Source organism: Pseudalkalibacillus hwajinpoensis, assembly GCF_039851965.1.
GTDB classification, from domain to species: Bacteria; Bacillota; Bacilli; order Bacillales; family Guptibacillaceae; genus Guptibacillus; species Guptibacillus hwajinpoensis_E.
The window spans coordinates 3,683,529-3,697,356 of sequence record NZ_CP156674.1; the positions used below are offsets into that span (position 1 = coordinate 3,683,529).

The 13,828-nt window shown below is 40.6% G+C and carries 10 protein-coding genes and 1 riboswitch; of the genes, 5 read left to right on the forward strand and 5 right to left on the reverse strand.

The window, feature by feature from the left end; genetic code table 11:
* Window positions 1–10 precede the first annotated feature (10 nt).
* The 4 genes from cysC to ABFG93_RS19000 are packed head-to-tail and all read left to right on the forward strand — an operon-like array spanning window position 11 to window position 2,770.
* Window positions 11–622, forward strand: coding sequence for an adenylyl-sulfate kinase (gene cysC / locus ABFG93_RS18985; protein WP_347549583.1), 612 nt, complete (start codon window positions 11–13; stop codon window positions 620–622).
* A gap of 40 nt (window positions 623–662) precedes the next feature.
* Window positions 663–1,448: a uroporphyrinogen-III C-methyltransferase gene (gene cobA / locus ABFG93_RS18990; RefSeq protein ID WP_347549584.1), complete on the forward strand. Its 786-nt coding sequence runs from the start codon at window positions 663–665 to the stop codon at window positions 1,446–1,448.
* A 12-nt stretch (window positions 1,449–1,460) separates the two neighbouring features.
* The gene (locus tag ABFG93_RS18995; protein WP_347549585.1) at window positions 1,461–2,204 is read left to right on the forward strand and encodes a sirohydrochlorin chelatase; all 744 of its coding nucleotides are present in this window, start codon (window positions 1,461–1,463) and stop codon (window positions 2,202–2,204) included.
* Complete coding sequence (locus ABFG93_RS19000) at window positions 2,201–2,770, forward strand: NAD(P)-dependent oxidoreductase (RefSeq protein ID WP_347549586.1); 570 nt, start codon at window positions 2,201–2,203, stop codon at window positions 2,768–2,770. Before ABFG93_RS18995 ends, ABFG93_RS19000 begins: the two co-directional genes overlap by 4 nt.
* 470 nt (window positions 2,771–3,240) lie before the next feature.
* On the opposite strand, the gene metH is transcribed toward ABFG93_RS19000, so the two are convergent.
* The 5 genes from metH to ABFG93_RS19025 all read right to left on the reverse strand — a co-directional run bounded on the left by metH (window position 3,241) and on the right by ABFG93_RS19025 (window position 11,920).
* Complete coding sequence (metH, locus tag ABFG93_RS19005; protein WP_347549587.1) at window positions 3,241–6,684, reverse strand: methionine synthase; 3,444 nt, start codon at window positions 6,682–6,684, stop codon at window positions 3,241–3,243.
* Window positions 6,665–8,518, reverse strand: coding sequence for a bifunctional homocysteine S-methyltransferase/methylenetetrahydrofolate reductase (locus ABFG93_RS19010; RefSeq protein WP_347549588.1), 1,854 nt, complete (start codon window positions 8,516–8,518; stop codon window positions 6,665–6,667). The genes metH and ABFG93_RS19010 overlap by 20 nt, the downstream gene beginning before the upstream one ends.
* Complete coding sequence (gene metC / locus ABFG93_RS19015) at window positions 8,515–9,708, reverse strand: cystathionine beta-lyase (protein WP_347549589.1); 1,194 nt, start codon at window positions 9,706–9,708, stop codon at window positions 8,515–8,517. Before metC ends, ABFG93_RS19010 begins: the two co-directional genes overlap by 4 nt.
* A complete protein-coding gene (locus ABFG93_RS19020; RefSeq protein ID WP_347549590.1) occupies window positions 9,698–10,825 on the reverse strand; it encodes a methionine biosynthesis PLP-dependent protein in 1,128 nt (375 codons plus the stop codon). Before ABFG93_RS19020 ends, metC begins: the two co-directional genes overlap by 11 nt.
* Window positions 10,826–10,900: 75 nt before the next feature.
* Window positions 10,901–11,012, reverse strand: a riboswitch (SAM riboswitch).
* 101 nt (window positions 11,013–11,113) lie between these two features.
* A complete protein-coding gene (locus ABFG93_RS19025) occupies window positions 11,114–11,920 on the reverse strand; it encodes a DUF1189 domain-containing protein (protein WP_347549591.1) in 807 nt (268 codons plus the stop codon).
* 233 nt (window positions 11,921–12,153) lie between these two features.
* Here ABFG93_RS19025 and ABFG93_RS19030 point away from each other — a divergent pair, with 233 nt between their 5' ends.
* Entirely contained in the window at window positions 12,154–13,782 is a 1,629-nt protein-coding gene (locus ABFG93_RS19030; RefSeq protein ID WP_347552894.1) for a Na/Pi cotransporter family protein, read from the forward strand.
* Window positions 13,783–13,828 lie beyond the last annotated feature (46 nt).

A 13,828-nucleotide genomic window follows, 5' to 3' on the forward strand; every position in this document is an offset into this window, starting at 1 on the left:
AGGCATATCAATGAGTGCGAATCAAAATCTAACATGGCACGATACGGTTGTAACAAAAGAATTACGCAGGGAACAGAACAAACATCAGAGTGCTGTGCTCTTCTTTACAGGGTTATCAGGTTCTGGTAAATCAACAATCGCAAACGCTGTTTCACTTAAGCTACATGAATTAGGTGTTCAAAGTTATGTGCTTGACGGAGACAATATCCGACAAGGGCTTAATAAAGGTCTAGGTTTTAATGAGGAAGACCGAAAAGAGAATATAAGACGTATTGGTGAGGTGTCTAAGTTGTTCGTTGATAGCGGACAATTTGCAATAACAGCCTTTATTTCTCCATTTCGAAGTGATCGCCAAATGGTGCGTGAATTACTAGGAGAAGACGAATTTATCGAAGTATATGTGAAATGCCCAATAAATGAATGTGAGCAAAGAGACCCTAAAGGACTATATAAAAAAGCAAGAAGTGGTGAGATTCCGAACTTTACAGGGGTCTCCTCACCTTATGAAGAACCATTACATCCTGAAATAGTCATTGATTCTTATCATGATACACCTGATGTATGTGCAGAGAAATTAGTGGATTATTTAGTTGAGAAAGAGCTGATTTCAAAAAAAAGCTAACCATAGGGTGATTGATATAATGATTAGAGGAGGATATAGGATGGGGAAAGTTTATTTAGTTGGGGCAGGACCAGGGGATATTGATCTGATTACTGTAAAGGGGTTAAAATGTATCGAGAAGGCGGATGTCATTTTGTATGACCGCTTAATTAATAAAGATCTTTTGGACTATGCGAAAGAGGATGTAGAATTAATTTATTGCGGAAAATTACCAAACTATCACACCCTCAAACAGGAAACGATTAATCGCTTTCTAGTAAAGCATGCGTTAAAAGGAAAAGTCGTCACAAGGTTGAAGGGTGGCGACCCCTTTGTTTATGGTAGGGGCGGTGAAGAGGCAGAGGCCCTTGCTAATCATGGAATTCCCTTTGAAATTGTACCTGGCATTACTTCAGGAATAGCTGCTTCAGCATATGCTGGTATCCCGGTTACGCACAGGGAGCTAAGCTCAACATTCGCATTTGTTACCGGGCATCGTAAAGAGGGTGAGGAAGAAGAATTAAGGTGGGAAAGTCTTGCAAAAGGAATAGACACTCTTGCTATTTACATGGGTGTGAAGAATTTGCCTTATATTTGTTCAATGCTCAGAAAGTACGGTAAAAAGAAAGATACACCGGTTGCTCTCATTCATTGGGGAACCACCCAGACACAACAAACCGTTACAGGAACGCTTGAGAGTATAACAGAAGAAGTGGAGAAAGCAAGAATTCAAAATCCAAGTATGATTGTGGTTGGGGAGGTTGTAAACCTGCGGTCAAAACTCAGCTGGTTTGAGAAATTATCTGAGGAGAAGCAGAAGCCATCCATCGCAGTTAGTGCTTTGTAGGAGGGGTCGTTCATGCAAGCCGTCCTTTATATTTGTCATGGTAGTCGTGTTGAAAAAGGTAGAAATCAAGCTGTGGATTTTGTGGAAAAATGCAAATCTGATATACCTTTTCCTATTCAAGAAACGTGTTTTCTTGAACTATCAGAGCCTACAATTCGACAGGGAATTGAGGCGTGTGTTCGACTGGGAGCTACAAAAATTTCCGTTATCCCTGTGTTATTGCTAGCAGCGACTCATGTGAAAAAAGATATACCAGATCAGATCAAGCAAGCGCAAAAGGCCTTTCCAGACGTGGCATTTCAAGTCGGCGATCCCTTTGGCGTCCATGAAAAAGTGATAAATGTTCTATCAGATCGTGTTCAGGAAACGAATGTAACGCTCCAGTCTGATGCATTGGCTCTTCTTGTAGGCAGAGGAAGTAGTGACCCCGAAATCAAACAGGAGATGAAACGGGTGGCAGGAATGCTTAATGATAGAATGCCATTTAAGAACGTGTCGGTTTGTTTCCTGGCAGCAGCCAATCCGTCTTTTGAGGAAGGATTAGAACTTGCTCTCTCGAGTGGGAACAGTCAGGTATTTGTTCTTCCCTACCTTTTATTTACTGGTGTTTTAATGGGCGAAATGGAACAGAAAATCTCTGCATTAAATGTCGATGAAGAAGTTGTCTTATGCGATTACCTGGGCTACCATCCTTATCTAAAAGAAGTGTTGATAGAACGAGTTGCTGAAACGGTTCAAATCGGGAGTAGACAATGAGCGAATTTCCAGTAACGCTAAATTTAACATGTAAACGTGTTCTGATTGTTGGTGGTGGAAAAATTGCTAAAAGGAAAATCAGCAGCTTATTAGGCTGTGGTGCACTCCTTACAGTCGTCAGTCCATCTATTGACAAAGATATAAGAGACATTGCAAGTGACCATCACATCACTCTTATTGAGCGTGAAGTAACAGCTGATGATTTAAAAGATGCTTTTCTAATCATTACGACTGCTGACTCAAGCAAAGTGAACGATTTCGTTGTGAAGCACGCCGGTGAGAATCAGCTCGTAAATGCTTCGCACGAGTCCGGAGCTGGTAATGTTTCACTTCCGGCTACTCTTAGACAGGGAAGACTCAATATTTCTGTCTCAACAGGTGGTGCCAGTCCTCTTCTTGCTAAGAAAATTAGAGACGAGCTTGCAATGAAGTATGATTATACTTACAGAGATTATGTAGAAAGGCTTTATCAGCTAAGGGTAATAGTAAAGCAAATGAACCTAAAGGAGAATAAACGGAAAAAGATTCTAGAAAAAGCCCTCGAAAAGGAATTTCTAGAATCATAGTTTACGCATTAGTTCTCTGTTGGACATAATGACATTTAACGCCATATTGAACCATCTGTTCGTGAAAAGTTGAAGGCACCTGTTGATCAATAATACAGGTGTCTATTTCTTTAATATCAGCTACGTTAGCAAAATTGATTTTCCGATTTTGCTATGATCAGTAAGTAGAAATGTCTCTTTCGCATTATTAATCATCATTCGTTTGATGCCTGTTCAACAACAAGACGATTCATTTACTAGTTGCAAAATGGGTTTAAATGTGTGGGATGGGTCATCGTTCTTTAATGAAGTAAATTATGACCCAAATCAAGAAAAACTCGTTTACCACGACTTTGAATCAGGTACTCTTATGGGTTGGGAGGTGTTGGAGGGTATTGGGGAACATTAATGTTGATGATGTGAATATACCCGTTAGACCTTAATAGAGGAAGGAGGATCATTCGAACTTTCGAATGATCCTCCTTTGTCACTTATAAGACGTTAAAATACCTTCCTTCTGGATGGGCGAACACCATTGCTGTAACGGAAGCTTCAGGCTCCATCATACATCCGTCTGTTAATTCAACCCCTATTTCTTCAGGGTGAATGAGCTCAAATAACTTTTTCTGATCGTCGAGTTCCGGACACGCTGGATATCCGAACGAAAAACGCTGCCCCTGATATTTCGCTGAAAATCGATTCTGCATTGTGAAATCTGTTGGGTCAGGGAACCCCCATTTATCACGCATAAGCTGATGGACATGCTCGGCGAGCCCTTCAGCTGTTTCAAGCGCGAGAGCCTGTAAAGCGTGACTTTCAAGGTAGTTTCCCTGATTCTTTAACTCCACAGATCGTTCTCTAATTCCTTTGCCTGCTGTAACAGCGAAAAATCCAACATAGTCCATATCACCACTGGATACAGATTTAAGATAATCTGCAAGACATAAGAAAGGCTCTTTTTGCTGACGAGGAAATGTAAATCGTTCAATAATCGTTTGAGTATCGTCAGGATCGTAAATAATGACATCATTTCCGTCAGACTGGGCAGGGAAGAACTGGTATTTAGCTGAAGGCTTTATCCAGTTTTCCTTTTTGGCACGGGTTAAAAGTTGGTCAACAACTTCTTTTAAGTGAAGAGCCTTTTCATTTTTTTCGTTTAAAAGTCTTGATACCTTTCCTTTAAGTCCAAGATGATGGCCTATTAGCATTTGCATATTAATATATGGCTCGATATGTGCTACAGAATAATTCCTTAAGATATGTGGTTTGAGATCATCAGGCGTAAATACCGGTGCTGATGAGACGGTTGATACAGGTTTAACAGCTACAGCTGTCCCTCCCCCCGATGCACGGGGCGAAATAGTAGATGGGAGAGAAGCAATTTTTTTAGAATGTTCTTCAACTAACATTTTCTTCTCTTCTTCATTGCTAAGCTGGTTAGAAATTGACAATCCAGACATTGCATCTTTCGCATAAAATACTGGACCATCGTACTCAGCAGAGATTTTATTGTCGGTAAATTTACGCGATAAAGCGGCACCGCCAACCAAAATTGGAATAGAGATATTAGCTTGCTTCATATCCTGGGCGGTTAATACCATTTGCTGAGCTGATTTCACAAGCAGTCCAGAAAGTCCAATGAAATCAGGTTGATGTTCCTCAACCTGTTTGATCAGGTCGGTTGGAGTCACTTTTATTCCTAGATCAAGAACTTTAAAGCCATTATTACTTAAAATGATTTCAACCAGGTTCTTTCCAATATCGTGCACGTCACCTTTAACGGTAGCTAATAATACTTTCCCTTTTGTACTGGACGAATCTTCTTTTTCCATATGAGGTTCTAAGTAGGCGACAGATGCTTTCATAACCTCAGCACTTTGAAGCACTTCAGCTACAATCAGTTGATTATCATTAAATAGCTTGCCTACCTCTGCCATACCCGCCATCAATGGACCATTAATGATTTGGAGAGGGGAAGGATACTCCAGTAATGCCTTTTCTAGATCAGGGATTAATCCTTCTTTGGTTCCTTCTACTACATAAAGTGCAAGGCGTTCTTGAAGTGTTAGAGTAGAGATTTGAACCTTACTTTCCTTTTTCTTACCTCTATAAAACGCTGTAAAATCTGCAAGTGTCTGATCAGTAGTTTGGAAAAGCAGCTCATCTGCTAGCTGAATTTCCTTTTCAGAAATAGACGCATATCGTTCAAGCTTTTCCGTGTTAACAATGGCGTAATCAAGGCCAGCTTTAGTACAGTGGTAAAGATAAGAGGCATTCAGGACCTCTCGCCCAACTGGAGGAAGACCAAAAGAAACATTGCTGATGCCTAAAATCGTTTGACAATACGGCAGATTCTTTTTAATCAGTCTAATTCCTTCGATAGTTTCGGCTGCTGAACCAATGTATTGTGCATCACCAGTTCCTATTGGGAAAACGAGTGGATCAAAGATGATGTCAGAGGACTTCAGCCCATATTTGTAAACAAGTAAGTCATGAGACCGCTTCGCGATTTCGAGCTTTCGTTCAGATGAAACTGCCATACCGGTTTCATCGATTGTTCCAACCACCACCGCAGCCCCGTATTTATGAATGAGTGGAACGACTGCTTCAAATCGCTCTTCTCCATCTTCAAGGTTAATCGAATTGATGATTGCTTTTCCCTGTGAATAGGATAAAGCTTTTTCTATGACAGCATCATCAGTAGAGTCAATGATCAAAGGCGTTTTCACCTTATTCACGACATATTTCATAAAGTTTTCGATATCAGCAAGCTCATCGCTGTCGGGATTTGCAAGACAAATATCAATAACCTGTGCGCCTTTCTTCACCTGTGAACGTGCAATTTCGGACGCCTCCTCGAATTTCTCTTCAGCTATAAGGCGTTTAAATTTGCGTGACCCAATCACATTCGTACGTTCTCCAACTAGAATAGGTCTAGTGCTTTCGTCATATACGAATGGTTCTATCCCGGAAATCGCGTGTGGGTGCGATTCAGGCGCGTTTCTTGGTTTAAGTCCCCTTACAGATTCAGCAATGGCTTCAATATGTGCAGGAGTCGTTCCACAACATCCTCCAACAACATTAAGCCAGCCTTTTTCTGCGAAGCCAGTTATTTTAGCCGCGAGACTTTCTGGTGTTTCATGATAATTTCCTTCTTCATCAGGAAGGCCAGCATTTGGATAACAGCTCACAGCAGTTGTGGCAAGATCTGAAAGAGAGCGAAGGTGATCTCTCATAAATTCAGGGCCAGTTGCACAGTTTAGTCCTACAACAGCAGGGTTCATGTGCTCCAACGATAAATAGAAGGCTTCGATGCTTTGCCCTGCAAGGGTTGTTCCCATTGGTTCAATTGTTCCTGAAATAATTAGTGGTACCGACCGGTTTAATTCTTCAAAAGCTCTCGTAATGCCAATAAATGCAGCTTTCACATTCAACATATCCTGACTTGTTTCCACAAGTAAGAGATCAACGCCGCCCTTGAGAAGTCCTCTTGCTTGAATGGCGTATGAATGAGAGAGGGCTTCAAACGTGGTTCCACCAGTAACGGACAATGTTTTGGTTGTAGGTCCCATCGCCCCGGCAACAAATCTGGGTTTTTCTTTAGACGATAATTTTGTAGCTGCTGTCTTTGCGAGAAGTGCAGATTCGTAATTAAGCTTTTCTGCATATGCACCAAGGTCGTATTCATCAAGAACAAGATCTGTAGCACCAAAAGTATTTGTTTCAATGATGTCAGCACCGGCAGCTAAATATTCATCATGAATAGAAGAAATGAGCTCTGGAGCTGTTAAGGACAGGTATTCATTGCAACCTTCATATTCTTCACCGCCAAAATCCTCAAATGACAGATTCGCTTGTTGAATCATCGTTCCCATTGCGCCGTCAAGGACTAAAATCCGATTCTTTAATTGTTCTTCAAACAATGTGGAGGCCATTACGTATCTTCCTTTCTTCCTGTTGTCGGGTCTTTTCTTTAATATAGCGAGTTAGTTCAACGGTTAACTCATAGCGAAGGAAGGGCGTAATCAAGTAAATCCCATTAAATAAGTCAATGGCAGCATCGATCAACGATTTAGCTATTGCCATTCCTTCTTCTTGAGCGGTCTTGTCTGGTGCTGAAGCCATCCTATGGCGAATTGAATCTGATAATTTAATTCCAGGCACTTCATTATGGAGGAATTCTGCATTACGAGAGCTTGTTAATGGCATAATGCCGATATAAATCGGGCAGGTTAAATGCTTTGTTTCTTGATGAACTTGAAGTAGTTGTTCTTCGTTGTAGATCGGTTGACTAATGAAATAATCAGCACCATATTGTTGCTTTTTCTCAAGTCTTGCAACGGCGCGATCCAGGTGACGGGTATTTGGATTAAAAGCAGCTGCTACTGAAAATGAGGTTTTTAAACCCAGTGATTTTCCTGAGTAAGAAATTCCCTCATTAAATTGTTTGATCAGCTGAATCAGATCTAAAGAGGATGCGTCATAGACAGAAGTTGCACCTGGAAAGTCTCCTATTTTCGTAGGGTCGCCTGTAACAGCCAGAACCTGATTGATACCGAGAGTGTGAAGACCCATTATATGCGATTGAAGTCCAATTATGTTTCGATCTCGACAAGCAATATGAACAAGAGGACGTACATTAAATTGAGATTGGATAATCGACGCCATAGCAGTGTTGCTTATTCTTGGTGACGCAAGGGAATTATCAGCCAGTGTGATCGCATCTACTCCTATTTCTTGAAGAGCTTTCGCACCTTTCAAGTATTTTTCAGTATTTAATTTCTTCGGGGGATCAAGCTCGACAATAATGGATCGATGCTTCTTAGCAATTTCATGAAGGTGCGGTTCTCGATTAGCATCAGCTTCTAGCATTAAAGGAGCTTTTTCTTTCACGATCACCTTTTTTTGAGTGACAGGATTGGCATCTTTCAAAGAGCTGGCGATGGCTGCTATGTGTTCTGGTGTTGTACCACAGCAGCCTCCGATCAACCTGATCCCCTGTTTATGAAGTGCTTCAGCACTTGCACGGAAGTAATCTGGTGCAGTGGGATAGATGAGTCTTCCATCTTCATAGTCAGGTAAACTCGCATTTGGATAGGCAGAAAGGTAACTTCTGGAAAGAGGAACCTGTTCTAGAGCCTGAATCATATGATAGGGTCCGAGTCGACAATTTACTCCAGTTACATCAGCGCCTGCTACTTCAAGTTCTTTAAGAGCAGTGGGGAGAGGTGTGCCATTTTGCAGAACGCCTGGTTCATGCATGGAAACCTGTGCAATTAATGGAAGATCAGTCTGTTTTCTTGCTATCTCTAACACTGTAATCAGTTCTTCGAGATCATAATACGTTTCAAGTAAAATCCCATCCACACCTTCAAGCAGTAGACAGTATAGCTGTTCTCGGAAACTCCGTTTAATTTCATCAAGCGAGATACCTTTTGTATTTATACCTCTAATGCCACCGATCGTCCCCAATACGTAGGTTTCATCATTAGCAGCCTTTTTTGCTAGCCTGACAGCTTCTGTATTGATTTCTTTTACAAGATCTTCAAGCCCATAGCGGGCTAATTTTATATAATTAGCTCCATACGTATTCGTCTGGATCACATCTGAACCGGCTTCTACATAAGCTCTGTGGACATTCAATACTTTTTCCGGATGTGAAAGATTTAGTTCTTCATAGCATTGATCAATGCCGTACGAATAGAGTAAAGTTCCCATCGCGCCATCTGCTATTAATACTGAAGTTTCTAGTTTTTCTAAAAGGTTCATAATTGCACTCCTTCCGAGACGGCCTTATAGTGTTTGTTTATTTCAGCAAATGCCTTCTTGAAATCATCTAGCAGATCATCAGCATTCTCAAGCCCTACTGAAAGTCGTAATAATCCGTCTGTTATGCCACGCTTTTGTCGCTCTAAAGGAGGCATTGACGCATGTGACATTCTAGCAGGATAGGAAAGGATTGATTCTACAGCTCCAAGGCTAACGGCATACACCGGGATTTGAATGTGCTTCGTAAACATCCTTACTGCATGTTCATCAGGGAGGCGGAAGGATAGAACTGCTCCAGGGCCTGACGCCTGATAAAGATGGGTAGAATGACCGGGATGATAAGAGAAGCCAGGATAATAAACTTCCTCAACCAGTGGTTCCTTAGATAAACCATGTGCAATTCGGAACGCAGATATGGAGGATTGCTCAAGCCGGCAATGCAGGGTTTTGATTCCTCTTAGAACGAGCCATGAATCGTGAGCACTTAAGATAGAGCCGAATGAGTTTTGTAAGAAGGCAAGCTTTTCCCCTAACGTTTCATCCTTCACAACTGCAAGGCCAGCAACAACATCACTATGCCCAGCGATAAATTTAGTAGCACTATGAAGGACAATATCTGCCCCCAATTCCAGTGGACGTTGCAGAAGCGGGGTCATAAATGTATTGTCAACAAACGTCAAACACTCATTTGCTTTAGCGAGTTTAACGACAGCCTGGATATCCGTGATTTTGAGGAGCGGATTGGAGGGCGTTTCAATGTAGACTACTTTTGTGTTGGATTGAATGGCTGTTGCGACCTGTTCGAGATCTGTCATATCGACAAATGTGTGCTCGATACCAAACCTGCCAAGAACGTCATGGATCATGCGGTAAGTGCCTCCATAAACATCCTCTGAAATCAGTACATGATCGTTTTGAGATAGCAGCATAAAAGAAGTAGAGATCGCTGCCATACCTGAAGCGAATGCAAAACCCCTTGCACCGCCTTCGAGGTTAGCGATTGTCGTTTCTAGCGCCTCACGAGTGGGATTTCCAGAGCGGCTATAATCATATTTACCAGGCTGATCAAAATCAATTTGATGAAAGGTTGAAGCCTGTTGGATCGGAACGCTAACAGCACCTGTTTGTTTATCAAATTTGTGATCGTTATGAAGCAGTTTCGTTTGAAATGAATACGATTTATTGTTCATGTTGTACACCCTCCTTAGTGAAAATAGCCAGCGCTTGTTCTAAATCTTCGAGTAGGTCATCAATTTGTTCGATTCCGACAGAAAATCGAAGCAACCGGTTACAGACGCCTTTCTTGATTCTGATGTCCTCAGGAATGTCAGCATGTGTTTGTGTGGCAGGATAGGTAATAAAACTCTCTACACCTCCAAGGCTTTCGGCAAAAGTAATAAGCTTTAGGTTTCTTAGAAAGAGATCAACCCACTCTTCTGAACGCAGCCGAAAGGAGAGCATGCCTCCCTTACCGGGGTAAAAGACATCTGTAATAGCGTCATGCTGGACCAGGTATTCCTCGACGATTCTAGCGTTTGCTTCATGTTGTTTCATTCTAAGCGGGAGTGTTTTCATACCTCGTATTAATAACCAAGAATCAAGTGGGGAAAGAACAGCTCCGGCTCCATTTTGATACATTTCTATTTCAGAACAGATCATTTGTCCTCTGGCTATGACCAGTCCTGCAAGGACATCATTATGACCTCCCAGATATTTGGTCGCACTATGCACAACAATATCTGCGCCTAGTTTTAATGGATTCTGTAGTAACGGGGTGAAAAGGGTGTTATCAACAATAAACAATAAATCATTCTGTTTAGTGATCTGGCTTATTTCTTTTAAATCAGCAAGTATCATTAACGGGTTAGATGGGTTCTCTACAAAAATTGCTCTTGTTTGATCAGTCAACATTGTTTGAATTGAGTCTGTATTCTGGCTATCAAAATAGGTGAAAGCAATACCAAAATGACTTTCTGCATGAGCGAACAACCTATAGGTCCCTCCATAAAGGTCATCTGACACGAGGATGTGATCACCACTTTTAAAGAGGGAAAGAACCGCTTGAATCGCAGCCATTCCTGAACTAAAGGCGAAACTTTGATCACCGTGTTCAAGTTCAGTTACAGCAGATTCAAGAACAGCTCTCGTTGGGTTTTTGGTTCTTGAATAATCAAACCCTGTTGATTGTCCGATGCCTTCGTGACTATATGATGTAGAAAAGTACACAGGTGGATTAACCGCTCCGGTTTGTGGGTCTGATTTATTTCCTAATTGGACAAGTAACGTTTCATGGTGGTGATTTCGCATAATCATTCTCCTTTTTTTATTAATTAGGGCAATAAAAAAAAGCCCTCTATAAGAAGAAGACTTTGGCTGCTCTTCTTCTTATCGTTCAAGTTGAAATCAACTTGCTGGAATTAGCACCTTTCCGTAAAAAAAAACGGTGGTTGCTGAAGCTTCGTAGGGCCAGTCCCTCTGCTTCTCTTGATAAGAATTAAAATAATATGGAGTTAATTAAATGAATGTTATTTCAATAATCTACATCACTTTAAAGTGAATTGCAAGGGTTTATGCAAAATAATCTGAAACTTCCTTCTATTTATTGCTTTCTTCGTGATGACGTTCATTAGATACACCACGCGATTTAGGAAGAGGTATCTCTTTTAACGTCAAATAAAGAAGTGTGATTGCAACAAACCAATAAACAAGGAATCCAAAAGGAACAGTTGTCCTAATCAATGCCATGATGGCAAAGAATATCGTAGGAATTGTAACAGCATAAACGGAGAGCACCCATAATTGTTTGTAGGACACTTTACGTTTGGTCATACTGCGCAATAGTAGGCCGATCGTTGCCAGAACGGTAATACCGATAAATTTAAGACCCGTTTGTAGTAAATAGACGACAAATATAAGTAAAGGAATGAAAATAGGGAGCAAGCTATCAAGGTTTTTAGAAAGCTCCATTACGTCATGTTTAGTAAATGTCATTGTACTAAAGTTACTGTAATCAAACTCCTGCCGGGCTCCGTTTTCATTGATAATAATTCTGTCTTCTAAAAACGCAATGACCGAATCGTAAGCTTCAACATCGTCAGGCTTTGTTTCACCTGTTGCATCGAAAATGAAAGTGCCTTCACCTTCCTCTCGAACAAGTGGCTTATCTTGATCTGAGGTTAACGTCCCGTCTTGAAGAGTGAAATCAGGAACCTCCGTCATATACGTTTTTAATTCATCGTACGCATTTGTAAATGAGATGGCGGTGATGATGCCAACAGGTACGGATGTTAAAAACATTAACAAGAAAACATAAAGAATCGGCTTGCCGAGTTTTTGAAAACGAAAGCGAGCCATCATTTTTGGTGAAAATAAACTGTAAAAAAGTTGTTTGAAAATGTTCAAATCAAAATCTCCTCTCCACTTCAGGGTGTATCTCCCCAGAACTAGTTTAGCTTATAAAAGGAGATAGGAACAATAATGATATTGAAACTTTTTTGAAACAAACCTGGTTATTCAATAATATCTTTACAAATCTATATTAACTCTTTACAAAGGTGGGGGTGATGTAGATAATAGACAAGGGACTTTGTTGAGTATTGTCGAAAAAATAAATCATGGTGCAAGGGGTTGAAATGATGGAACTCAACGTTCAGGAGATGATCTTTCAATTTGTGGGAGGTCTGGGTATTTTCCTGTTTGGACTTAAGTACATGGGAGATGGCCTTCAACGATCAGCAGGTGATCGCTTAAGAGACATTCTGGATCGCTTTACAACGAATCCATTTATGGGTGTGCTCGCTGGTATAGTAGTTACCATATTATTGCAAACTAGCTCAGGGACTACGGTTCTTACTGTCGGCTTAGTAAACGCAGGGTTTATGACCTTAAGACAGGCAATTGGTGTCATAATGGGTGCTAACATTGGTACTACTGTTACTGCATTTATCATCGGTATTCCAATTAAAGATTACGCACTACCGATTATCTTTATAGGTGCCGTGCTAATTTTCTTTGTTAAAAACAAGAAAATCAGTTATCTTGGCCAAATCATTTTTGGTTTTGGTGGCCTATTCTACGGTCTTGAACTTATGAGTAATGGTATGAAGCCTTTAAGAACCCTTCAAGCTTTTCAAGATCTTACGGTTAGTATGAGTGACAATCCTATACTCGGAGTAGTAATTGGAACAGTCTTCACGGTCATTGTGCAAAGTTCCAGTGCAACAATTGGTGTTCTTCAAAGCCTCTTTTCACAGGATGCAATGAGCTTACAAGCAGCTATGCCTGTCCTATTTGGTGATAATATAGGTACAACAGTTACAGCTGTTCTCGCATCAATTGGAGCATCAGTAGCAGCAAGGAGAGCAGCTCTTACTCATGTCATATTTAATCTGATTGGTACAACGATATTTTTAATCATTTTATCTCTTTACACTCCTTTTATCGCTTATCTTCAGGGAGTACTCAATCTAAATGAAGAAATGACGATCGCATTTGCTCATGGTATTTTCAACGTTTCTAATACTGTTATCCAGTTTCCATTTATAGCGTTGCTAGCAGTACTTGTTACAAAGATTATTCCAGGTGATGATTCAGCCATTCAATATAAGCCGAAGCATTTAGATCCTGTGTTCATTGAGCGTTCTCCATCTGTAGCGCTTGGCCAGGCTAAAGAAGAAGTCATTCGTATGAGTGAATTCGCATATAAAGGTGTAAAAGAAGCTTCAATTTATTTAACATCAAAAAGTCCAAAAAGTGCTGAGAAAACTGTTCAGTATGAAGAAGCAATCAACAATCTTGATAACAAAATTACTGACTATCTTATTCAGTTATCCGCTACTTCTCTTTCGGGAGAAGAATCAACTCGCCATGGTATGTTGATGGATTCAGTTCGTGACATTGAGCGAATTGGGGATCATATGGAAAACATTGTAGAGCTCGTTGATTATCAACTTAGTAACAAAGTTAAAATGACTGATGTTGCTATGACTGATCTTGATGAAATGTTCAACCTTACACTTTCAGCACTTCAAGAAGCATTTGATTCTCTTGATAAATGGGATGTTGAGAAAGCGCAGGAAGTTGTTAAGCTTGAAGATAAAATTGACAAAATGGAAAGAACGCTTCGTAAACAGCATATTCTTCGTTTAAATGAAGGAGAGTGTTCTGGAAGTGCAGGAATTGTATTTGTCGATATCATCAGTAACCTCGAACGAATAGGTGACCATGCAGTTAACATAGCAGAAGCAGTTATTGGGGAAGAATAATACTATGGAAGCAGAGGTTTTTCTACTCTGCTTCCGTTTTTTTATG